Genomic DNA, 22,824 nt, shown 5'->3' with positions numbered 1-22,824 from the left:
TGCATGTCACGCGCGACGCGGGCGATGTCGAGCGCCTTGCCGACATTGTTGCGCTTGACGATCGAGACCATCTCCGGCGCGAAGCGGCCCTCGTCCATCAGGCGGCCGACGCGCAAGCTCGCCTGGAGGCCGAGCGCGATTTCCGTCTCCATGTCGGCAAGCTTCTTCTGATAGAGCTGCGTCGCGGCGAGCGGCCGGCCGAACTGCTGGCGGTCAAGGCCGTACTGCCGCGCGGCATGCATGCAGAATTCCGCCGCGCCCATGCTGCCCCAGCTGATCCCGTAGCGGGCACGATTGAGGCAGCCGAACGGGCCCTTCAGCCCCTGCACCTCGGGGAGCAAAGCCTCCTCGCCGACCTCGACATCCTCCAGCACGATCATGCCGGTGATCGACGCGCGGAGCGACAGCTTGCCCTCGATCTTGGGCGCCGACAGCCCCTTCGTCCCCTTTTCGAGGACGAAGCCGCGAATGCCGCCGCCATGCGCGTCGCTCTTCGCCCAGACGACGAACACGTCGGCGATGGGAGAGTTGGAGATCCACGTCTTCGCGCCGTTCAGGACATAGCCGCCGTCGGTCTTGACCGCGCGGGTCTTCATGCCCCCGGGATCGGAGCCGGCGTCGGGCTCGGTGAGGCCGAAGCAGCCGATCCATTCGCCGCTGGCGAGCCTGGGCAGATATTTGCGCTTCTGCTCCTCCGAGCCATAGGCGTGGATCGGATACATGACGAGGCTCGACTGGACGCTCATCATCGAGCGATAGCCCGAGTCGATCCGCTCCACCTCGCGCGCGACGAGGCCGTAGGCGACATAGCTCGCGCCGACGCCGCCGTACTCCTCGGGGATCGTCGGGCCGAGCAGGCCCAGTTCGCCCATCTCGCGGAAGATCGCCGGGTCGGTGACCTCGTTGGCGAACGCGTCGATGATCCGGGGCGCGAGCTTTTCCTGCGCATAGGCGCGCGCGGTATCGCGCACCATCCGCTCGTCCTCGCTCAGCTGCTCGTCGAGCAGGAAGGGATCAGCCCAGTCGAATTGCTGCATCGGGTGGCTCCTCGATCAAGCGGCGGGGACGACGGCGATGGTCTCGATCTCGACCTTCGCGGCGGGTTCGACCAGCGCCGCCACCTCGACCACCGCCATGGCGGGGAAGTTCTTGCCGATCAGCTCGCGATAGGCCGCACCGATGTCGGCGAGGCTCGCGACATATTCGTCACGGCTGGTGACATACCAGGTCATGCGGGCGATATGCTCGGGGCCGGCGCCGTCCTCGGCGAGGATCGCGAGCGTATTGACCAGCACCTGGCGAAACTGGCCGGCGAGCGTGTCGGCGACGAAGGTTTCCGTCTCGTCCCAGCCGACGACGCCGGCGGTGAAGACCATCCGGCCGCTGGCCGAAATGCCGTTGGCATAGCCGCGCGGCCGCGGCCAGCCGGGGGGCAGGAGATGGCGATGGACGGTCATTCGACTTCCTTGTTGAGACGCTCGCGCAAGGGAGCGGGCCAGGATGTGGCCTGGAGGGTGACGAGGTCGATCAGCACCATCGTGTAGCGGGCGAGAAAGCGCGTCTCGCCATCACTGGTGACGGTAAGATCAAGGTCGACCGAACTGTTGCCGATGCGGCGGGTGCGGATGGCGAAGGCCAGTTGATCGCCAAGCCGGCTCGCCTTGCTGAAATCGGCCTGGAGGCTGACGGTCGGCAGACCAAGTTTGAGATCGAGGTGAAGCGTCCGGCGATCCTGGCCGAGCACCGCCGCCGTCCAATCCTCGATCGCGGCATCGCACAGCTCGAAATAGCGCGGATAGAAGGCGATACCGGCAGGGTCGCAATGGCCGAAGCGCAAGGGAAAGGTGGCGGTGAACATCAGCCGTTGGCGGCGGCGAGATGCTGACGGCCGACCACGATCTTCTGCACCTCGGACGCGCCTTCGTAGATGCGCAGTGCGCGCACCTCGCGATACAGCGCCTCCACCGGCACGCCGACCGTGACGCCGAGTCCGCCGAACAGCTGCACCGCCTTGTCGATGACGCGCTGCGCGCCTTCCGTGGCGTGGAGCTTGGCGAGCGCGGCCTCGCGCGTGTTGCGCTGGCCCTGCACGTCGCGCAGCCAGCCGGCGCGATAGATCAGCAGTGCGGCGGTATCGACGTCGAGCACCATGTCGGCGAGCGCCGATTGCGTGACGGGGCTGTCGGCGAGCGTGCCCTGGCCGAGCTTGCGGACGGTGACGCGGGCGGTCGCCTCATCGAGCGCGCGGCGGGCAAAGCCGAGCGCGGCGGCGCCGACGGTGGTGCGGAAGATGTCGAGCGTCGCCATCGCGGCCGCAAAGCCGCGACCGGCCTCGCCGAGCAGGGCGTCGTGCGGCACGAGCATGTCGGTGAAGGCGAGCGTGGCGAGCGGGTGGGGGGCGATCACCTGCTGGCGCTCGGTGACGGCGAGGCCCGGCGTGTCGGCATCGACGATGAAGGCGGAGACGCCGCGCGCGCCGGGCGCCTCGCCCGTGCGGGCGAACAGGACATAATGGTCGGCGATGCCGCCGTTCGAGATATAGGTCTTGGCGCCGTTGATCCGATAACCGTCGGCGGTGCGATCGGCGGTGGTCTCCATCGAGGCGACGTCGGAGCCCGAGGCGGGCTCGGTCAGCGCAAAGGCGGCGATCCGCTCGCCGCGACCGACCGCGGGCAGATACGCCTGCTTCTGCGCCTCGGTGCCGAGCAGCGAGATCGTGCCGGAGCCGAGCCCCTGCATGGCGAAGGCGAAGTCGGCCAGGCCGGAGTGGCGGGCGAGCGTTTCGCGGATCAGCGAAAGCGAGCGGACGTCGAGCGCATCGTGCACCCCGCCGTACGCGGCGGGGACACAATAGCGCAGCCAGCCACCCTCGCCGAGCGCACGCACCAGCGCGCGGCATTCGGCATCCACATCGGGGCCGTGCGCATGATGGAGGTTGGCGAGGCACCATTCCTCCAGCGCGGCGGCGAGCGCGCGATGGCCGTCGTCGAGGAACGGCCAGTCGAGAAAGCTGCGATCGGCCATCAGTCGCCTTCGAACACCGGCGTGCGCTTGGCGGCGAACGCCTCGAAGGCGCGGCGGAAATCCTTGGTGGTCATGCAGATAGCCTGCGCCTGCGCCTCCATCTCGATCGCGGTTTCGAGGCTGACCGCCCATTCGGTGTTGAGCTGCGTCTTGGTGATGCCATGCGCGAAGGTCGGCCCGCTGGCGAGATCGCGCGCGAGGCCCTGCGCCTCGGCGAGCAGCGTTTCCGACGCGACCAGACGGTTGTGGAAGCCCCAGCGCTCGCCTTCCTCGGCCAGCATCATGCGACCCGAGTAGAGGAGTTCGCTGGCGCGGCCCTGGCCGATGATCCGCGGCAGGATCGCGCAGGCGCCCATGTCGCAGCCGGCGAGGCCGACGCGCGTGAAGAGAAAGGCGGTCTTGGTGGTGGGCGTGGCGAGGCGAATGTCGGATGCCATGGCGATGATCGCGCCGGCCCCGACGCAAATGCCGTCAAGCGCGGCGACGATCGGCTGCGGGCAAAGGCGCATCGCCTTGACGAGATCGCCGGTCATGCGGGTGAAGGCGAGCAGTTCGGGCGTCGCCATTTCGGTGAGCGGCCCGATGATCTCGTGCACGTCGCCGCCCGAGGAGAAATTGCCGCCCGCGCCGGTGATCACCACCACCTTGACCGCCGAGGCATAGACGAGGTTGCGAAAGGTATCGCGCAGCTCGGCATAGCTTTCAAAGGTCAGCGGGTTCTTCCGCTCGGGACGGTTGAGCGTGACGGTGGCGACGCCATCGGCGAAGCTCCAGCCGAAATGCCGGGGCGTGAAGGTTTCGGGGTTCATGCTTCCTCTCCTGTATCGCTGGCGAGCGAGCGCTTGAGCACGCCGAGCAGGTCGAACAGCGCGCGGCGCTCGTCATTGGTGAGGCCGGCGAGCATCGCGTCGATCCAGTCGTGATGCGCGTCGGCGAGGCCGGCGAAACAGTCGCGGCCGGTGGGGGTGAGGCGGACGATCGAGGCGCGGCCGTCCGTGGGCGAGGGCGCGTTGGTGACGTAACCGTCGCGGATCAGCGCCTGGACCACGCCCGTCACATTGCCGCTGGAGACGAGCAGCGCCTGCGACAGCTGTCCCATCGTCATGCCTTCCGGATTACGATCAAGCGCGGCCATCACGTCGAAACGCGGCAGAGTGATGTCGTAATTGTCCGAAAACCGGCGCTTTATCCGCTTCTCGATAACCGTGGTGCAGGTGAGCAGGCGCAGCCAGAGGCGCACGTTGCTGCGATCATCGAGCGCGCCGTCATGCTTTTCCCGGATGTCGAGCGCGTCCGTCACATCACCTCTCCGCCGGCGACCATCAGGGCCTGGCCAGTGATCGATCTGGCGGCCGGGCGGCAGAGCCAGACGACCGCATCGGCGACCTCCTGCGGCGCGATCAGCCGCTTCTGCGGATTGAACCGGACCAGTTCGGCCTCGGCTTCTTCCACGCTCCGGCCGGTCTTGCTGCGGATGTTCGCCACGGCGTCTGCGACGATATCGGTGTCGGTGAAGCCGGGGCAGACGGCGTTGGCGGTGACGCTGGTGCCCGCGAGTTCGACCGCCAGCGCGCGCATCAATCCGATCGCGCCATGTTTGGAGGCGACATAGGGCGCGGTATAGGCATAGCCCTTCACCCCCGCCGTGGAGGCCACGGTGACGATGCGCCCGGCGGCCGCCTCCCTGAGATCGGGCAACGCGGCCTGGCAGCAGTGGAACAGCGCGTCGAGGTTGATCGCCATCACCTGGCGCCAGGCGTCGGCGGTGACCTTCGCGAAGGGCGCGGCGGGCGCGGTGCCGGCATTGTTGACGAGAATCGCGATCGGGCCATGCGCGGCGCGGCCGGCGGCAAAGGCGGCGTCCACCTGCGCGCGATCCGTGATGTCGGCGGGCGCGGCTATGGCGTGCGGCAGCGTCGCGGCGACCTGTTCCAGCGCGTCGCGGCGCCGACCGACGAGCGTGAGGCGAACGCCATCCCCAGCCAGCGCGCGCGCGATGGCGGCACCGATGCCCGAACCGCCGCCGGTGACGACGGCGTGGAGCCCGGCGAGCGACCCCTCTGTCGCGCCCGCCTTGGCCACGCCCCCCTCAACCACGCCCCCGTCAACCACGCAGCGCCGCCTCCTGCTCGGCCGCGCGCTTCATGTTGCGCGCAAGCTGGCTCATGCCGCCGAGATACTGCGGCGGCACGGCGACGCCGCGATATTCGTGCGCCGCGGCGGCGCGCAGCGTCCACATCGGATCGATCATGTGCGGGCGGCCGATCGCGACCAGATCGGCGCGGCCGGCGGCAAGGATCGAATTGGCGTGATCGGTCTCGAAGATGTTGCCGACCGCCATGGTCGAGACGCGCGCCTCGTTGCGCACCTGGTCGGCGAAGGGCGTCTGGAACATGCGGCCATAGACCGGCTGCCCAGCGGCCCAGGTCTGGCCGGCGGAGACGTCGATGAGGTCGGCGCCCACGTCGCGGAAGGCCTCGGCGATCCGCACCGCTTCGTCGGGGGTGACGCCGGCATCGCCCATCCAGTCGGTGGCGGAGATGCGCACCGACATCGGGCGATCGGCCGGCCAGGCGGCGCGCATGGCGGCGAATACCTCGAGCGGGAAGCGCAGACGGTTTTCGAGGCTGCCGCCATAATCGTCGGTGCGCGTGTTCTGCAGCGGGGTGATGAAGCTGGACAGGAGATAGCCGTGCGCGGCGTGCATCTCGACCATGTCGAAGCCGGCATCGATCGCCATTCGCGTGGCGGCGACGAACTGGTCGCGGACCATGTCCATGTCGGCGCGGGTCATCGGGCGCGGCGCCTGGCTGGTGTCGCTCCACGGCACGTCGGAGGCGGCGATCAGCGGCCAGTTGCCGGCATCGAGCGGCGCGTCCATGCCTTCCCAGCCGATCTTCGTGGAGCCCTTGGCGCCGGAATGGCCGAGCTGGAGGCACATCTTCGCGGCGGTGTTGGCGTGAACGAAGTCGGTGATGCGCCGCCAAGACGCGACATGATCGGGCGCATACATGCCCGGGCATCCGGGGGTGATGCGGCCGTCGGGCGAGACGCAGGTCATTTCGGTATAGACGAGGCCGGCACCGCCCTGCGCGCGCGTGCCGTAGTGAACGAGGTGGAAGTCGGTCGGCGTGCCGTCCACCGCGCTGTACATCGCCATGGGCGAGACGACGATGCGGTTTTCCAGCCGAAGGTCGCGCAGTCGATAGGGCGCGAACATCGGCGGCGCAGCGGCATTGCGGCCGCTTGCCCCGGGCGCCTGCGCCTGGAACCAGCGCTCGACCCCCTCCAGCCAGGCCTTGTCGCGCAGCCGGAGATTCTCATGACTGACGCGCTGCGAGCGGGTGAGGAGCGAATAAGCGAACTGGATCGGCGGAAAGGGGAGGTAGCGATCGAGCGTCTCGAACCATTCGGTCGAGTTGCGCGCGCTGTTCTGGAGCTTCAGCACCTCGACGCTGCGTTCCGCCTGATATTCCGCGAGCGCCGACGCGCGGTCGAGGCCGGGGCGGTTCAACACCTCGGCAAGCTTGATCGCATCCTCCAGCGCGAGCTTGGTGCCCGAGCCGATCGAGAAATGCGCGGTGTGCGCCGCGTCGCCGAGCAGGACGATCTTGTCGTGCGACCAGCGGCCGGTGATGATGCGCCGGAAGTTGAGCCATGCCTGCGGCCCCGGCAGGTGCGTGGCGTTGGACATGAGCGGGTGGCCGCCCAGATATTTGGCGAAGATCTGTTCGCACAAGGCGATCGCCGCGGGCTGATCCATGCGATCGAGCCCGAGCCCGGCCCAGGTCTCGGGCGCCATCTCGACAATGAAGGTCGAGAGATTGTCGTCGAAGCGATAGGCGTGTGCCCAGACCCAGCCCGCCTCGGTCTGTTCGAAGGCGAAGGTGAAGGCGTCGAACACCTTGTTGGTGCCGAACCAGAAGAATTTGTTCTTCTTCACCTGGATGTCGGGATCGAAATGCTCGGCATAAGCAGTGCGGATACGGCTGTTCGCACCGTCGGCGGCGATGACGAGGTCGTAACCGGCCCAGTCGGCGAGATCGGGGCTTGCCTCATGCTGGAAGTGGAGCACGACACCAAGTCCGCGCGCCCGTTCCTGCAGGATGGCGAGCAGGCGCTTGCGGCCGATGCCGATGAAGCCATGCCCGGTGGACCGGATGCATTCGCCGCCCAGGTGGACGTCGATATCGTCCCAATGCGTGAACTCGCCCGCGATCGTACGGCCGCTGACGGGATCGTTGGTCATCAGGTTTTCGACCGTCTGGTCGGAGAAGACGACGCCCCAGCCGAACGTGTCGTCGGCGCGGTTGCGCTCGAACACCTCGACCTGATGCGCGGGATCGCGCAGCTTCATCGAAATGGCGAAATAGAGGCCGGCGGGTCCGCCGCCGAGGCATGCGATCTTCATTGGCGTGTTTCCCTCCCGGCGAACCGAAGCCTCATGATCCTATGCGCACTTGAAAACGTTTCAAGCCTAAAATATCAAGCTTGAAATATCCGATATCACGCAATCATGGTTGGGAGCGTCAGCAGATGAAATGGCCGGCACAGCGCCTTGCGACAGGCTCCAAGAAAAGCTTCGGCATGTTCGACGAGGCGGCCAAGCTGGAGGCGAGCGGGGTGGACCTCATCCACCTGGAATTCGGCCGCCCGCACGCCGATACGCCAGCGCACATCAAGGACGCGACCAAGGCGGCGCTCGACTCGGGGATCGTCCATTACGGCGAGTTCAAGGGCACGCTGTCGTTCCGCCAGGCGCTGGCGCGCAAGCTGACCGACTTCAACAAGCTCGATTATGGCGTCGACGAGATCCTGGTCACCAACGGGCTGACGCATGGCTCGTTCGCGGCATTCATGGCGGCGATCGATCCGGGTGACGAGGTGATCCTGCTCGATCCTTATTACCCGCAGCATATCGCCAAGACCGAGCTGGCCGGCGGCAAGGTAGTGGTCGCCAGCCTCGACAAGGCGAAGGGCTATGCGATCGACAAGGCGGCGATCGCGGCGAAGATCACGCCGGCCACGCGGATGATCGTGCTGATCAACCCGGCCAATCCGACCGGGCGGGTGTATAGCCGCGAGGAGCTGCAGCATGTCGCGGACCTGGCGATCGCGCACGACCTGCTGGTCCTGTCCGACGAGGTGTATGAATATATCACCTATGGCGGTGCCGAGCATGTCAGCATCGCCAGCCTGCCGGGGATGCGCGAACGGACGATCACCTGCTTCGCCTTCACCAAGGCCTATTCGATGGACGGGTGGCGGATCGGCTATCTGACGGCGGACGCCGCGCTGATGCCGGCGATCCAGCGCATCGCGGTGACGGATGTGACCCATGTCAACGTCTTCGTCCAGGAAGGTGCGCGGGCGGCAGTGGAAGGGCCGCAGGAGCCGATGCTGGCGATGGTCGAAGCCGATCGTCGCAAGCGCGACATCGTCGTCCAGGCGCTGAACCAGATGCCCGGCGTGACCTGCGCCGAGCCGCAGGGGACGATCTACGCCTTTCCCGACATCACCGGCACGGGCCGCAGCTCACAGGAGCTGGCCACGGCGATCCTCAACGAAGCGCATGTGGTGGTCGAGTCGGGCAGCTTCTACGGGCCGGGCGGCGAGGGGCATTTGCGGGTGTGCTTCGGATCGGAGTCCGAGGCGCGGATCGCCGAGGCGATGGAGCGGATGGCGCGGTTCTTCAACGGCTTGTGATCTGTCCTTCGTCACCCCGGACTTGATCGGGGGTCCATGGTGCGGCGGGCGTTTCGGATGATCATTGCGGGCAGCGCTCGGTGAGGGTTGGACCCCGGATCAAGTCCGGGGTGACGATTGGGGAGGTTGGCCGCCGCGCTCCTTCCCCGGCATGACGATGAGGGGGATGACGATGACCAGGACGCTTCGATTTGCCGCCGTGCTGCTTGCCGCGCCGGTTCTCTCATCGGCCGCGTCGGTCGCGGCCGCGCAGACCGCGCCGGCGGGGTACGACCAGCTCGTCAGCCTCTATGCCGAGTTCCGCGCCTTTGTGCCGCCGGCGATGGTCAACGGCGTGCCCGATTATTCCCCCGCCGCCATCGCGCGGCAGCAGGCTGGGCTGAAGCGGTTTCAGGCGCGGCTTTCGGCGATCGACCAGCGCGGCTGGACGATCGCGCAGCGGGTCGACGCGATGGTCGTGCGAGCCGAGATGAACGGCATGGATTTCCAGTATCGCGTGATGCAGCCGTGGACGCGCGATCCGGCCTTCTACTCCACCACCAATCTCGGCTTCGGCCCCAAGATGCACGGCGCGATCGCGCTCCCCAAGCTGCCGATCGCGGCGGACAAGGCGGCGGCGCTGGCGGCGCAGCTCAATGCCGTGCCCGAGGCGCTGCGGCAGGCGCGGGTGAACCTGACCGATACGCGCGGCGATCTTGCGCGGCTGGGCATCGTGCAGAAGCAGGTCGAGGTGAACGTCTATGGGCAATTCGCCGCCCAGGCGGCGAAGGTGCAGCCGGCGCTCGCCGCGCCGGCGAAGCGCGCGCAGGCGGCGGCCGCGTCGTTCAAGGCGTGGCTGGAGGGGATCGAGGCCACACTCCCCGCACATGGCGGCGTGGGGCGGGAGAATTACGCCTGGTATCTCAAGAACGTGTTGCTGCTGCCTTATACGCCGGACGAGGTGCAGGTGATCGGCGAGCGCGAATATCAGCGGCAGGTGGCGTTCCTGAAGATCGAGGAACATCGCAACCGCGCGATCCCGATGCCCGAGCCGGTGCAGACGCGTGCCGAGTTCGACGCCAAGCGCCGCGCCGAGGATGAGGACCTGCTCGCCTTCCTGCGCGGCGGCGAGTGGATGACGATCCCGGATTACGTGAAGCACGATCCCGAGGAGGGGCCGTATCAATTCCCGTTCGAGAAGGATCCCTCGCGCCCCGGCCTGTTCGACAAGCCGCTGAACCTCCATTTTTTCTTCCAGAGCGAGTTTCGCGACGGACGGCCGCTGCGCGCGCACAACCTGCCCGGCCATGGCTTCGACGGGTTGCAGGCGGCGCGCGACACGCGCCCGATCCGGGGCGCGCAGCGGCTGTTCTTCGTCAATGGCCTGAGGAACGAGGGCTGGTCCTTCTATCTCGAGGAATTCATCCTTCAGGCGGGGATGCTCGCCGATCGGCCGAAGACGCGCGAGATGGACTATATCCTGGGCGCCAAGCGCGCGGCGCGGATCCTGCCCGAGCTGAAGATGCAGGCGAATGAGTGGACGTGGGCTGAGGCCAATGCCTCGCTTGTGTCGCGCACGCCCAAGTGGATGAAGCCGGGCGATGCCGTCGCGCAGTTCGACATCGAATTGTACCTGCGCCAGCCGGGCTATGGCATTGGTTATTACATGGGCAAGGTCGAGCTGGAGAAGCTGATGGCCGACGTCGCCGTCGCCGAGGGCGAGCGGTTCGACATCAAGGCCTTCCACGATCGCTTCCGCGCGGCGGGGTCGATCCCGATCTCGTTGATCCGCTGGGAGATGACGGGGAAGGATGACGAGGTGAAGGCGCTGCTGGGGGAGTAGAGGGGCTTGCCTCGATCGCCGTCCTTCCGGCGCAGGCGGGAATCGATAAACGCTGCCCTCAGCGGCTCTCGCGAGACCTGTGCGGCTGGATCCCCGCCTGCGCGGGGATGACGGTTGCGGTCTACCGCACCACCTCGCTCAGCGGCGTGTGTGCCCAGAAGCGCTGCACTTCGTCGTCCTGGCCGGTGAGGTCGTAGCGCAGCAGCGACACCGGCAGGCGACCGGCGTTCATCAGATAATCGTGATAGTCCCGGATCGCGAACTTGTCGCCGAGCTGGCGCTTGCGGTCGACCATCAGCTGCTGGAGCTGCATCATGCCGATCGTATAGGTCATGCCATAGCCCGGCGGGCGACGGATGTAGATGGCGGCATCGGTGCGCGCGACATTGTCGTCGAGGTACGGCGTCCATTCCTTCCAGAAGGCCATCGTTTCCGCGACGGTCATCTCGTTGCGCTGCATCTTCACGTCGCCCAACGTGCGGGCGGCGCGAAACAGGCCGAAGATGTAGATCAGTTCGCGGGTGCGCGGGCGATCGTCGAACAGGCCGAGCTGGAGCGCGGTTTCCTCGAGGTAGAAGCCCCAGCCCTCGGTGCGGCCACTGTCGCTGACATAGCGGCGGATCGGGTGGGTGACGCGCTTGGCGGTCATGCCGTCGAAGCGGTGGCCGGGGAAGGTGGCGTGGAGGTGATCGGGCGAGGCGTCGCGGAACTGCACCTGTTCCCAGAACATCGGCCCGGTCGGGCGGACGATCCAGGGCGCGTTGAAGCCGACCTCCTGATAGGTGGAGGGGATATAATCGGGGATCGTCAGGATCTCCTCGTCGCGCAGCCAGCGGCGGATCTTCGCGTCGGTGCCGGCGAGTTGGGCCTCATATTCCGCGGCTGATGTCGGCAACGCAAGCTCGGGCAGCTTGCGGTTGCGGTGGCGCTCCGTCGTATAGTTCGCCCAATGGCGCTGAAGCTCGCGATTGGCGAGCGTGACGACCTCGTCCGAGGTATAGGGCATCAGGCGAACGTTGGTGAGGAACCAGTCGTACGCCGGCCCCCCGACGCCGGCGCGCGTCGTCATCTTCGGGCGGTTGGCGGTGAGCCAGTCGCGGAAGGAAGCGATTGCGGCCTGCGCCCTGGCGATGTCGGGTACGAGCGCCGGCTGCTGCTTCTGCGCGCGGCCGTGCAGATCGGCGAACCAGCCGATCAGGCCGGCGGGCTCCACCGCGCGATAGGGCATGCCATGGCCCACGCCATCGCCGTTCGACAGGCTGTGGAGCGCGAGATCGGCGTAATCGGCGGCGACCGAGTCCAGGTTCACCTGCGCCTGCGCGAGATAGGCCGGGATCGCCTTCAGCCGCGCCTGAAACGGCGCGAGCTTCGCCGCGTCCAGCGGCAGTTCGGTATAGGCAAGCCGCTGAAGCTCATCGACGTACATGCCGGGATCGCGCGCCCATGGCTTGGTGACGTTGAGGATGAAATCCTGCTGATCCAGCTGGGCGCGCACCGCCAGATAGTCGACCTGCTGGTGGCGATCCCAGCGCGCGACGGCAAAGTCGGGGAGGCGCGCCTGGAACGCGCGCAGCTCGGCGCGGCGTTTCTCGACGGTCGCGGGGCTGTAGTCGACGACGCCATCCACCGGCTTGAGATCGCTCCAGGCGCGGAACTGATCGAATAGCGTGACGAGCTGGTCGTAGCTCCTGGTGCCGTTGGGCGGGCCGGGCCGCGGTGTCGCCGCCTGTGCAGCGGCGGCGGCGGGCAGGGCGGCTGCGACAGGGAGGGCGGCTGCGGCCGGCGCACAGCCGATCATCAGCGTGGCGACGAAGCTGGCGATCCTGGTCATCTCGATCCCTTCGCGGCACCAGCCGGCAAGCGGCATGGCGCAACAGAAAAAATATGAATATGCACACGATGGCCTAGCGACGTGCTTGTCAAGCGATCATCTGTTGCGGGCCGCGCAACGAACAAGCTGTCAGCGGGGCGGCAAACACGCGAATCATTGCTGAACGATCGGTCCACAAGCGGGCATATTGTGGCCCCGCAACGAGGCTCAGCGGCGACAGCCGCGCGGTAGACCAGCCGCCTGATCGCCGGAAAGCACGGGATTTCGCCGCAATCTTACATTTTTGCGACGCGCGATTGACGGCAACCTGCCGATATGATCAAAATCACGCACTTGTTCACAAAACACGGCGCGAAGACCGGCGTTCGGGCAAGCCGCAGGGAAGACGCACTCGGGGAGACATGCACATGCATCGGAAAAGGGTTGCGGCACGCGCTGCATATCGGGGGAGTACGGCCATCCTGGCCGCGTTGCTGATGACGGGCGCCGCGGCGGCGCAATCGACGATCGAGACGCCGGCGGGGGCGATCGCCACCGAAGACGCGGGCGCGGACGTGATTGTCACCGGATCGCGCATCCCGCGGCCGGACCTGGATTCGAACAGCCCGGTCAACGTCATCACCAATGCCGAAATCCAGAAGACCGCGGCGGTCGAGACGGAGCAATTGCTCAACACCCTGCCGCAGGCGGTGGCGGGAACGGGCGCGCAGTCGAACGCCGGCAATGGTTCGGCGACGGTCAACCTGCGCAACCTGGGCGCGGTGCGCACGCTGGTGCTGCAGAACGGCCGCCGCATTATCGGATCGAGCCAGGATGGCGTCGTCGACCTCAACATGATCCCGCCCTCGCTGATCGAGCGGGTCGAGGTCGTCACCGGCGGTGCATCCGCGGTCTACGGTTCGGACGCGATGGCCGGCGTCGTCAACTTCGTGACCAAGACCAACTTCGAGGGGCTCGAGGTCGGCGGCCAATATGGCATCTCCGAAGAGGGCGATGCGGCCCGCTACAATCTCGAATTCACGCTGGGCGGCAATTTCGCCGACGATCGCGGCAATGTCGTCGTCCATGGCAGCTATTTCGATCGTGCGCAGGTGACCGGCGCCGCGCGCGACCATGCCTCGCTCTATCTGGTCGATGCGGTGCAGAATGGCGTCGGCGTGCTGGTGCCCGGCGGCAATGGCGTGACGCCGCAAGGCACGATCTTCGGCACGTCGCTGGTCGGCCTGCGCGATCAATATGGCACGCCGATCGGCGCCTCGGGCATTTTCTTCGCGCCGGAGGGCTGGCGCGCCTATCAGACGGCGGACGGGTTCAACGACCGGCCGTTCACCAACCTGCAGATGCCGATGAAGCGCTGGCAGGGATCGGTGATGGCGCATTACGACGTCACCGAGAGCGTCACCGCCTTTTTCGAAGGATCCTACGTCCGCAACGAGATCAACTCGACGCTGGGCGCGGTGCCGATGAGCAGCTCGGGCTTCATCTCGAACTTCCAGCTCGACCTGCGCAACCCGTATCTCGCGCCGTCGCTGCGCACCTTCCTGTCGACCAATCTCGACCGTGACGGCGACAATCTCGTCTCGCTCAACATCAACCGCCGCCTGCTCGACTTCGGGTCGCGCACCAGCGACCAGACGCGCGAATTCTCGCGCTTCGTGGTCGGCCTGCGCGGTGACCTGACGAGCCGGCTGAAGTGGGAAGTCTTTTACAATCGCGGCGACGTCAACATCACCGACGAACAGGGCGGCGGCGTCCTGATCGACAATTTCGCCAACAGCTTCCTGACCAACCCCGCCAATCCCTACGACTGCGCGGTGGCCGATCCGCGCTGCGTGACGATCAATCCGTTCGGGTTGAACTCGCTGACGCAGCCAATGATCGATTATATCAGCACGGATCTGACGAACCGTACGTCGCTGAGCCAGACGCAGGTCGGCGCGACGGTGTCGGGCACGTTGTTCAGCCTGCCGGCGGGCGACGTGGGCATCGCGCTGGGCGCCGAATATCGCAAGGAAAGCTCGCAGTTCAATCCGGACCAGCTCTACGTGCAGGGCAAGGCGCTTTCGCGCTCGGCGGGCATCCAGCCGACCGGCGGCAGCTATGACGTCAAGGAAGTCTTCGGCGAGCTGATCGTGCCGCTGCTCGGCGATCTGCCGCTGATCCACTCGCTCGCGTTCGAAGGCGGCATTCGCTACTCGGACTATTCGACGGCCGGATCGGTAACGTCGTGGAAGGCGGGCGGCGAATGGTCGCCGGTGCGCAGCCTCAAGATCCGCGGCCTCTTCCAGCGTGCGGTGCGCGCACCCAACGTCAGCGAATTGTTCCTTGGCGCGACCAACACGGCGCCGCAGGCGACCGATTTCTGCAACGCCACCGCGACGCGGACGGCGGCGGAGCGCGACTTCTGCGTCAACTCGCTGGGCGTGCCGGCCAGTGTCATCGACATTTTCCAGCAGGAAAACGTGCAGATCCGGGCGATCACCGGGGGCAATCCGAACCTGCAGGAAGAAACGTCGGACACCTGGTCGCTGGGAGCGGTGTTCCGGCCGGACTTCGTGCGCAATCTCCAGCTGACGGTCGATTATTACAACATCAAGATCGACAATGCGATCGCGGCCTTCGGCGGCGGATTGCAGCAGGTCATCACGGCGTGCCGCGGCGACCTTTCCCTGTCGAACATCTTCTGCCAGCCGCTCGCCAATCGCACGCCGGAAGGGCAATTGTTCGACGTGCCGTTGCTCAACGCGAACATCGCGTCGCTGAAGACATCGGGCGTCGATTTCCGGCTCGACTATGCGCATGAGATCGGATCGCTGGGCCGGCTGAGCTATTTCATCACCGGAAGCTATCTGATCGAGTCGATCACGCAGGGCAGCCCGATCGCCGCGGCGGTCGATTGCGCCGGCTTCATCGGCGGGGGCAGTTGCGGCAGTGCAAACCCGGAATGGCGGTTCACGCAGCGCCTGACGTGGGATGTCAACGATGCATTCCAGGTGTCGGTGCGTCATCGCTTCCTGGGATCGGTGAAGGACGGGCGGATCGCGGCGGCGATCGCCTCCGGCGCGGCGACGCCGCTGCTGGCGGTGCCGGAGACGGGCGAGATCAGCTATTTCGACCTCAGCGCGTCGCTGGATGTGGCGGACGGCTTCACGCTGTTCGGCAACATCGACAATGTCGGCGACCACGATCCGCCCTTCCAGCTTTACGAGCGCGAGACCTATGATGCGATCGGCCGCCGCTTCACGGTGGGCTTCCGCAAGAGGTTCTGACGGGGGGCGTCTGCCGGTGGCGGGGAGTGCCGCCACCGGCAGGCTGATAAGAGTGCCAAAGGGGTGGGCGTATGAAGAGGTCGCAGGTCGTTCGGGGGATCGCGCAGAGCGTCGCGGTGGTGGCGCTGCTGGCGGGGACGGTGCCGGCGGGAACGGGGCCGGCGGGGGCGCAGCGGATCGACACGCCGGTCGCGGGCACGGCGGGCGTCCCGGGCACGGCGCTGTCGATCGACGACCTCTATCGCTTCAAGAGCATCGTCGGGACCGAGCCCGTCGGCTATAGCTGGGCGGCGGACGGATCGGCGGTGCTGTTCCTGTGGAACGACGAGGGCGCGACGTTCCAGGACATCTGGTCGTTCTCGCCCGTGACCGGCCGCAAGACGCGGCTGACGTTCCTTGGCCGCGAGTCCAAGCCCGAGGCCGAAGCGCATGGCATCGGCCAGGCGGTGTATCTCGACCGTGGGCGGATCGCCTTTACGCTGGGCGGGCAGCTTCACATCCGCGAGGCGAACGGGACGATCGCCAAGGTGGAGGCCGACAAGCAGGCGATCCGCAAGCTCGCGGTCTCGCCCGACGGCACCAAGCTGGCGTTCATTTCCGGCAGCCCGGTGGATCCCAAGAACCGCGTGACGCTGGGCGGCGTGCTCTGGGTGCGCGATGTGGCGAGCGGCGCGACCGCGCGCAAGCTGGTCGGTGACGACGATCCGAAGGTCTACATCAGCGATTTCCAGTGGAGCGACGACAGCCGCGCCATCGCATTCGAGCAGGACGACGACCGGCTGATGCCGGAGCGCGACATCCTTTATTATGCCAAGGGCAAGGCGCAGAACAATCGCGTGATCCGCGCCTTTCCGGGCGACGAGACGACCAAGGCGCGCGTCGGCGTGGTGACGCTGGCGGGCGGGGCGACGAAATTCTACGAGCGGCCCGATCCCAAGCATCATATCTGGGGCTATGGCCTGTCATCGGACGGCAAGCGGCTGTTCGTCAGCGGCTCCGACATGGAGGCCAAGGAGCACACGATCTACGTCTATGACGTGGCGAGCGGTGCGCGCGAGACCTTCTACCAGCTGGCCGAGCCGCACCATATCCGCCCCGACTGGCAGGTCGCCTGGGCGCCCGGTGACGACGGACTGATCATCCTGACCGATCGTGACGGCTGGGCGCATCTCTACCACCAGAAGACGGCCGCCGCGGCGCCGCGCGCGATCACCAGCGGCAAGTGGGAGATCGCCTCGTTTGAGGTCGATCGCGCCAATCGCCAGCTCTATTTCCTGTCGAACCAGAGCTATCTTGCCGAGCGGCAGGTGTATCGCGTGCCGGTTGCGGGCGGCGCGGTGGAGCGCGTCAGCGGGCCGGCGGCGGGAACGCACAAGCCGGTCTATTCGCCCGACTTCCGCCATGCCGCCGACTGGTTCAGCGACGACATGACGCCGCCCGAGCTGTACCTCGCCGATCTCACGAAGCCGGGTGCGAAGGCGGCGCAGGTGACCAAGTCGCCGCTGCCGGCATTCTATCAGCAGACCTGGGCGAAGGTCGGCTATGTGGAATTTCCCAGCCATGTCGACGGGCAGAACCTGCTCGGCCGCGTGATGCTGCCGGCGAATTACGACCCGGCGAAGACATATCCGGTGATCGTCGGATCGGTCTATTCGGACGGGGTGCAGAACCAATGGGGCGGGCGCCGTGCGCACCCGACCTGGGGCATCGACCAATATTTCGTCGCGCAGGGCTATATCGTCCTGACCGTCAACCTGCGCGGTTCCTGGGGGCAGGGCCGCGCGCACAACCAGACGCAGCACCACAGCTACGGCACGATGGACATCAACGACCTGGAGAGCGGCGTGCGCTACCTGGTCGGGAAGGGCTATGCCGATCCCAAGCGCGTCGGGTTGTGGGGATCGAGCTATGGCGGGCTGATGACGATCATGTCGCTCGCCAAGAAGCCGGGCGTCTATGCCGCGGGGATCGCGGGCGCGCCGGCGACCAACGTTTGGCACGCTTACCCGTCGCAGATGTGGATCATGGGGCCGCCGACCGGGCCCGACATGCCGGAACGGTACGAGCGCCAGTCGCCGCTCTATCAGGTGCAGGGCGTGAAGGACCCGCTGATGATCATTCACGGGACGCGCGATCCCGTGGTGCTCTATTCGGATACGGTGGCGTTGACCGAGAAGATGATCGCCAACCAGCAACCGTTCGAGCTGGTGACGCTGCCCGGCGCCAATCACGGCTGGGACAATGAAGGCACGGTGCAGACGCGCTTTGCCTTCAAGAAGATGGCCGAATTCTTCGACCGCAACGTGAAGAACAAGCAGTAAGTGCGTGCGCGGCTTGCCTTGATCCTCAGCCTCCTGCTGGCGCAGCCGGTAGCGGCACAGACGGCCCTTGAACGATCGGGGGTGCAGGCGCTTGGCGCGGACTTCTGGGCGTGGCGGGCGGTGACCCAGCCGGCGACCAGCGACGACGTGCCGCGGATCGAGCGGCCGGCAGGCTGGGCGCCCGACTGGACGCCCGCCGGCGTGACGGCGCAAAAGGCCAAGCTTGCCGCGTTCGATGCCCGCTGGAAGGCGCTGGCGAGCGCCCCGCGCAGCCCGCAGGAAAAGACCGACTATCGCCTCGTCGGATCGGCGCTGGCGCGGGTGCATTGGGAGCTGGATCACGTCGCCGCGTGGCAGCGCCAGCCGCATTTCTATGTCGCGCAGGCGATCGAGCCGGTGTTCGAGGTGCTGCTGCCCCCGCCGCCGGTGGAGCGCGCGCGCATCGACGAAGTGATCCGGCTGCTCGGCCGCGTGCCGGCGACGCTCACGGCGGGGCGGGCGAACCTGACCGACATGCGCGGGCCGTTCGTCGCGATCGCGCGTGCGCAGATCGACGAGGTGCCGGCCAGCCTGAACGGCATGGCGGCGGGGCTGACGCCCTTTGCCGATGCCGCGCAGGCGGCGAAGCTCAAGGTGGCGGTTGCGGCGGCGATCGAGGCATTTGCGGAGTTCGGCGCCTATCTGAAGGCGAAGCAGGGCGGCTTGCCGGCCAAGACGGCGGTGGGCGCGGACGCCTATCGCTTCTTCCTCGACCAGGTCGCGCTGATCCCGCATGCTCCCGAAGAGCTGCTGGTGATGGGTCGGCAAGAATGGGCACGCGCCGTGCTGTTCGAGACGCTGGAGCGCAACCGCAATCGGGGCGCGGCGGAGCTGCCCATCGGCGCTTCGATCGGCGCAGTAACCGCGCGGCTTGATGCCGAGGAACTGAAGGTGCGGCGCTTCCTGACCGAGCAGCGGCTGCTGACGGTGCCGGACTGGGTGGGCCATTACAATGCGCTGCCATTCCCGGCCTATCTCGCGCCGATCGGCTGGCTGGGGCGGACGTTCGACCTGACCGGCCCGTCGCGCGTGGGGCAGAATGCGACGGTCTATCTGCCCGATCCGTCGCCCAAGCTCGGCTATTTCAACCTGTCGATCACGCGCGATCCGCGTCCGATCATCGTGCACGAGGGCGTGCCGGGGCACTTCTTCCAGTTGAGCCTCGGCTGGAAACATCCCGATCCGCTGCGCCGCCATTATTACGACAGCGCCGCCAATGAGGGCACCGGCTTCTATGCCGAGGAGATGATGCTGCAGGCGGGCCTGTGGGCAGATGCGCCCAAGACGCGCGAGATCATCTACAATTTCGCGCGGCTGCGCGCGCTGCGCGTCGAGGTGGACGTGAAGCTGGCGCTCGGCGCGTTCTCGATCGCGCAGGCGGCGGATTACCTCGAGAAAACGGTACCGATGGACCGTGCCACCGCGCTGGAGGAAGCCGCGTTCTTCGCTGCCGCGCCGGGCCAGGCGATCAGCTACCAGATCGGCAAGATGCAGACGCTGGAGTTCCTTGCCGAGGCGCGGATCCGCGAGGGCCACGCGTTTGACCTGCGCCGTTTCCACGATTTCCTGTGGCTGAACGGCAATGTGCCGATCGCCCTGCAACGCGACGAATATCTGGCCACTCTGGGGGAGCGCTGAGCCATGCGGCTGATCACGTTGAACGAGCCGGTGTCGGGATTGTCCGCGCGCTGCGAGCTGCTGGAGGCGGCAGCGCCGCAATCCTGTGCGTTTCTGTGGGATCTGGCCGAGCGCAAGGCCGGGTTCGAGGCGATGCATGCGATCTGGACCGGGCCGGAAATCTCCGTGCCGATGCCGGCGAGCACGCTGCCCGCGGGCATGGCGACGCCGCCGATCCCGTTCGAGAACGCCACCTCCTATCCCGATACCGGCGACATCGTGCTGGCGTATCTGGCGGCGGGAAGCACCAAGGGGCTGCCACCGGGCGAATTCTACGACATCGGGCTGTTCTACGGCCCGGGCGGGCGGCTGCTGATGCCGTTCGGCTGGATCCAGGCGAACGTGTGCGCGCGCATCCTGCCCGAGGACCTCGCGAAGGCGCAGGCCGATTGCCGCACGATCCGGCGCAACGGCGCCTGCACCATCACGCTCGCCACCGCCTGAGGATCGCCGCGCCATGACCTATGCCGATCTGATGGACCTGTTGGGCAATTGGTTCCTGCCCGGATCGCTGATCGCGGTGATGGCCTCGATGGGCCTGTCGCTGACCGCCGACGACTTCCGCCAGGTGTTCCGCAACAAGCGCGCGCTGATCTTCGGCGTGTGTTCGATGCTGATCGTGCCGCCGGCGATCGGGCTGACGCTGGCGCTGACCGTCGCGCCTACGCCGGCGCTGGCCGTCGGCTTCGTGCTGCTCGCGACCACGCCCGGCGGGATGCTGTCCAACCTGTTCACCGACATGGCGAAAGGCGACCTGGCGCTGTCCATGTCGATGACCTTGCTGCTCAGCATGATCTACATCTTCGTCATTCCCTTTTATGCGCATTTCGCGCTGCTCCACTTCATGGGGCTGGAAGCGGACGTGCAGGTGCCGCTGGCGTCCTTTTTCTGGGACATCTTCTCGATCACGGTGCTGCCAGCGGCGGTCGGCTTTACGGTGCGTGCGCTGCGGCCCGCCTTCGCGATCTGGTTCAAGCGGTACCTGAAGAACGCCGCGACGATCGTGCTGTTCAGCTCGTTCGGCGTCATCCTGGTCGATCAGATCCCGGTGCTGCGGCAGAATCTGGGCGCGCTGTTCTGGATCACCGTGGCGCTCAACCTGATCATGGTCTGCGTGGTGATGACGATCGTGCGCTTCGCCGGGTTCAGCCGCCGCGAGAATATCGCGATCGGCGTCGAGCACCTGATGCGGCAGGAAGGCACCGCCATTTTCATCGCGGTTTCCATCGTCGGCAACAATGAGATGTCATTGCCGATGATCATGAACACGCCCGTCGCGCTCTGCTTCGTGCTGCTCTTCGTTGCCATCGCGCGGCGGATCGAGCGCACGCCGCAGGTCGCGCCGGTGACTGCCTGAGCCACGCTTGACGAAACCAGCGCCGGCTGCGGCGCGACAGGAAAGTATGAGTATCATGACGTTGCCCCAGTCTGCGGGTGTCGTGCCGGCACCAGGCGCGCCGCACGCGACGAACCCCGGTCCCCTTCGCGCGAAGATGCGGTGATGCTGCACCAGCCGAGCCGTCCTCCGGTGGACGAGCTGCCCTCATCGGCGACGGTCTGGTCGGCGACTGCCGTGCCGGCGCCGACATTGCCGTCACTGGCCGGTGACCTCGACACGGACGTGCTGGTAATCGGCGGCGGCGTGGCCGGGCTGACCACCGCGCTGCGCCTGGCCGAAGCCGGCGTCCAGACCGTGCTGCTGGAGGCGGGCCAGCCCGGCGACGGCGCCACTGGATGGAGCGGCGGGCTGATCGCGCCTGATTATATCCGGCACACGCCCGAGACGGTCGGGCGCGTGCTGGGCCGCGCCAAGGCCGAGAAGCTGACGCGCATGGTGGGCGGCTCCGCCCGCGGCGTCTTTGACCTGATCGCCCGCCATGGCCTGGAGTGCGAGGCGCGCGAGGACGGCTTCTACGCGCCGGCGCACAATGCCGCGCTCGCGGAGACACAGCGGCGCGTTGCCAACCAATGGTCGTCGCGGCGCTTCAAGGTTTCGTTCGTGGAAGGCGAGCGGATCGGGCAGGTGTTCGGCGCCGAGCGTTACGTCGGTGCCTTGCGGTTTGCCGAGGGTGGGAGCGTCAATCCCCTGGGCTATGCGCGCGGGCTGGCAGCGGCGGCGCGGCGGCTGGGCGCCGGCGTGTATGCCGACAGCCGGGTGCACGCGTTGCGGCGCGAGGGCGATCGCTGGGTGGCGCGCACCCCCGGCGGCACCGTAACGGCGCGGCGACTGGTGCTGGCGGCCAATGGTGGCAATGCGGGCCTGCACCCCGCGCTGCGGCGCACGGCGCTGCCGCTGCACGTGATCCAGTTCGCCACCGCCCCGCTATCGCCCGAGGAGCGCGCCGTGATCCTGCCGGAGGGTGGGGCGTTCACCGACAAGGTGCCGTATCTGTTCACCGCGCGCATCGACGATCATGGCCATCTGATTTCCGCCTTTGCCACCTCTTATCTGGTCAAGGGGCAGCGTGCCCATGTGCGCGAGGCGCGGCGGCGGGTGGCGCAGCATTTCGCCGCCCTGCCAAACCCGCGGATCGATTATCTGTGGGAAGGGGTGGCGTGGCTCAACGCATCCTTCCTGCCCGAAGTCTATGATCTGGGCGATGGCGCCTTTGCGATCCAGGCCGACAATGGCCGCGGCATTTCGCTCAACACGATGATCGGCACGGAGATGGGCGCGATGCTGGCGTCGAACGATCGCGAGGCGCTGTCGGTCACGCCGCGCGCGCCGACGCCGATCCGCATGCATGCAGGCGCGGCGATGCTGCCCAAGGTGCTGATGTCGATGGCTTACCTGTCAAACTGACGTGGCGCGGGTGTGTTTCACCCGACAATAAGGCTGTCGATCCTGAGCTTGCGCAAATATCGGCGCGCGGGGTGGATGCGGGGATCCGGGGCCAGCATCCGTTTGCCCTGAGCCTGCCGGAGGGCGTGTCGCGCAGGCCAGCGCTCGGGGCACGTGCTTCGACAGGCTCGGCACGAGCGGAATGCAAAGCCGTGCGACCATCCGTCACGCCGGGCGTGTCGCGGCATCCAACCGTCCGCTGGCGCTGTCGCTCGCTCCTCCTGCCTTGGCGTAAGCGGCACGGCGGATTCCCGCTCACGGCCGAATGACAGTTCAAGCAGGAAATCGCACCG

General features: G+C 67.0%; 17 protein-coding genes. 8 read left to right on the top strand and 9 right to left on the bottom strand.

Annotated elements, in window-relative coordinates; genetic code table 11:
• The 8 genes from BMX36_RS17270 to BMX36_RS17235 all read right to left on the bottom strand — a co-directional run.
• Positions 1-1,037: acyl-CoA dehydrogenase family protein (locus BMX36_RS17270; RefSeq protein ID WP_093067514.1), on the bottom strand; the 1,037-nt coding region annotated here is incomplete at its 3' end.
• Between the two features lie 15 nt (positions 1,038-1,052).
• Positions 1,053-1,457 (bottom strand): RidA family protein, encoded by a 405-nt coding sequence (locus tag BMX36_RS17265; RefSeq protein ID WP_066781167.1) that lies wholly within the window; start codon positions 1,455-1,457, stop codon positions 1,053-1,055.
• Entirely contained in the window at positions 1,454-1,858 is a 405-nt protein-coding gene (locus BMX36_RS17260) for an acyl-CoA thioesterase (RefSeq protein WP_093067512.1), read from the bottom strand. The genes BMX36_RS17265 and BMX36_RS17260 overlap by 4 nt, the downstream gene beginning before the upstream one ends.
• Positions 1,858-3,024, bottom strand: coding sequence for an acyl-CoA dehydrogenase family protein (locus BMX36_RS17255; protein WP_093067508.1), 1,167 nt, complete (start codon positions 3,022-3,024; stop codon positions 1,858-1,860). The genes BMX36_RS17260 and BMX36_RS17255 overlap by 1 nt, the downstream gene beginning before the upstream one ends.
• Entirely contained in the window at positions 3,024-3,833 is an 810-nt protein-coding gene (locus tag BMX36_RS17250; RefSeq protein ID WP_093067505.1) for an enoyl-CoA hydratase family protein, read from the bottom strand. Before BMX36_RS17250 ends, BMX36_RS17255 begins: the two co-directional genes overlap by 1 nt.
• A complete protein-coding gene (locus BMX36_RS17245; RefSeq protein ID WP_093067502.1) occupies positions 3,830-4,324 on the bottom strand; it encodes a MarR family winged helix-turn-helix transcriptional regulator in 495 nt (164 codons plus the stop codon). The genes BMX36_RS17250 and BMX36_RS17245 overlap by 4 nt, the downstream gene beginning before the upstream one ends.
• The gene (locus BMX36_RS17240; protein WP_256210860.1) at positions 4,321-5,136 is read right to left on the bottom strand and encodes an SDR family NAD(P)-dependent oxidoreductase; all 816 of its coding nucleotides are present in this window, start codon (positions 5,134-5,136) and stop codon (positions 4,321-4,323) included. Before BMX36_RS17240 ends, BMX36_RS17245 begins: the two co-directional genes overlap by 4 nt.
• Complete coding sequence (locus BMX36_RS17235) at positions 5,129-7,435, bottom strand: bifunctional salicylyl-CoA 5-hydroxylase/oxidoreductase (RefSeq protein WP_093067500.1); 2,307 nt, start codon at positions 7,433-7,435, stop codon at positions 5,129-5,131. The genes BMX36_RS17240 and BMX36_RS17235 overlap by 8 nt, the downstream gene beginning before the upstream one ends.
• A gap of 125 nt (positions 7,436-7,560) precedes the next feature.
• Here BMX36_RS17235 and BMX36_RS17230 point away from each other — a divergent pair, with 125 nt between their 5' ends.
• Positions 7,561-8,730, top strand: coding sequence for a pyridoxal phosphate-dependent aminotransferase (locus BMX36_RS17230; protein ID WP_093067497.1), 1,170 nt, complete (start codon positions 7,561-7,563; stop codon positions 8,728-8,730).
• A 172-nt stretch (positions 8,731-8,902) separates the two neighbouring features.
• A complete protein-coding gene (locus BMX36_RS17225; protein WP_177179206.1) occupies positions 8,903-10,552 on the top strand; it encodes a DUF885 family protein in 1,650 nt (549 codons plus the stop codon).
• 121 nt (positions 10,553-10,673) lie between these two features.
• Here the strand turns inward: BMX36_RS17225 and BMX36_RS17220 are convergent, their stop codons facing one another.
• Entirely contained in the window at positions 10,674-12,383 is a 1,710-nt protein-coding gene (locus tag BMX36_RS17220) for a DUF885 family protein (RefSeq protein WP_177179205.1), read from the bottom strand.
• Positions 12,384-12,859: 476 nt separating this feature from the next.
• Here BMX36_RS17220 and BMX36_RS17215 point away from each other — a divergent pair, with 476 nt between their 5' ends.
• From BMX36_RS17215 to BMX36_RS17190, 6 genes are all read left to right on the top strand, one after another.
• Positions 12,860-15,652: a TonB-dependent receptor plug domain-containing protein gene (locus BMX36_RS17215; protein ID WP_218142203.1), complete on the top strand. Its 2,793-nt coding sequence runs from the start codon at positions 12,860-12,862 to the stop codon at positions 15,650-15,652.
• A gap of 71 nt (positions 15,653-15,723) precedes the next feature.
• Positions 15,724-17,973, top strand: a complete 2,250-nt coding sequence (locus tag BMX36_RS17210) for a S9 family peptidase (protein WP_093067486.1) — start codon at positions 15,724-15,726, stop codon at positions 17,971-17,973.
• A gap of 18 nt (positions 17,974-17,991) precedes the next feature.
• Positions 17,992-19,650 (top strand): DUF885 family protein, encoded by a 1,659-nt coding sequence (locus tag BMX36_RS17205; protein ID WP_218142202.1) that lies wholly within the window; start codon positions 17,992-17,994, stop codon positions 19,648-19,650.
• A 3-nt stretch (positions 19,651-19,653) separates the two neighbouring features.
• Entirely contained in the window at positions 19,654-20,133 is a 480-nt protein-coding gene (locus BMX36_RS17200) for a DUF3830 family protein (protein WP_093067481.1), read from the top strand.
• A gap of 13 nt (positions 20,134-20,146) precedes the next feature.
• Positions 20,147-21,046, top strand: coding sequence for a bile acid:sodium symporter family protein (locus BMX36_RS17195; RefSeq protein ID WP_066782133.1), 900 nt, complete (start codon positions 20,147-20,149; stop codon positions 21,044-21,046).
• A 144-nt stretch (positions 21,047-21,190) separates the two neighbouring features.
• The gene (locus tag BMX36_RS17190; RefSeq protein ID WP_093067478.1) at positions 21,191-22,492 is read left to right on the top strand and encodes an NAD(P)/FAD-dependent oxidoreductase; all 1,302 of its coding nucleotides are present in this window, start codon (positions 21,191-21,193) and stop codon (positions 22,490-22,492) included.
• Positions 22,493-22,824 lie beyond the last annotated feature (332 nt).

Source organism: Sphingomonas sp. OV641 (assembly GCF_900109205.1).
GTDB lineage: Bacteria > Pseudomonadota > Alphaproteobacteria > Sphingomonadales > Sphingomonadaceae > Sphingomonas.
Note: the sequence above shows the minus strand (reverse complement) of the source record. Positions and strands in the feature narration are given on the sequence as shown.

Coding starts and splice junctions, on each gene's coding strand:
- BMX36_RS17260 (WP_093067512.1), bottom strand. CDS start 1,858: ATGTTCACCGCCACCTTTCCCTTGCGCTTCGGCCATTGCGACCCTGCC.
- BMX36_RS17190 (WP_093067478.1), top strand. CDS start 21,191: ATGCTGCACCAGCCGAGCCGTCCTCCGGTGGACGAGCTGCCCTCATCG.
- BMX36_RS17230 (WP_093067497.1), top strand. CDS start 7,561: ATGAAATGGCCGGCACAGCGCCTTGCGACAGGCTCCAAGAAAAGCTTC.
- BMX36_RS17265 (WP_066781167.1), bottom strand. CDS start 1,457: ATGACCGTCCATCGCCATCTCCTGCCCCCCGGCTGGCCGCGGCCGCGC.
- BMX36_RS17215 (WP_218142203.1), top strand. CDS start 12,860: ATGACGGGCGCCGCGGCGGCGCAATCGACGATCGAGACGCCGGCGGGG.
- BMX36_RS17220 (WP_177179205.1), bottom strand. CDS start 12,383: ATGACCAGGATCGCCAGCTTCGTCGCCACGCTGATGATCGGCTGTGCG.
- BMX36_RS17255 (WP_093067508.1), bottom strand. CDS start 3,024: ATGGCCGATCGCAGCTTTCTCGACTGGCCGTTCCTCGACGACGGCCAT.
- BMX36_RS17195 (WP_066782133.1), top strand. CDS start 20,147: ATGACCTATGCCGATCTGATGGACCTGTTGGGCAATTGGTTCCTGCCC.
- BMX36_RS17235 (WP_093067500.1), bottom strand. CDS start 7,435: ATGAAGATCGCATGCCTCGGCGGCGGACCCGCCGGCCTCTATTTCGCC.
- BMX36_RS17225 (WP_177179206.1), top strand. CDS start 8,903: ATGACCAGGACGCTTCGATTTGCCGCCGTGCTGCTTGCCGCGCCGGTT.
- BMX36_RS17210 (WP_093067486.1), top strand. CDS start 15,724: ATGAAGAGGTCGCAGGTCGTTCGGGGGATCGCGCAGAGCGTCGCGGTG.
- BMX36_RS17200 (WP_093067481.1), top strand. CDS start 19,654: ATGCGGCTGATCACGTTGAACGAGCCGGTGTCGGGATTGTCCGCGCGC.
- BMX36_RS17250 (WP_093067505.1), bottom strand. CDS start 3,833: ATGAACCCCGAAACCTTCACGCCCCGGCATTTCGGCTGGAGCTTCGCC.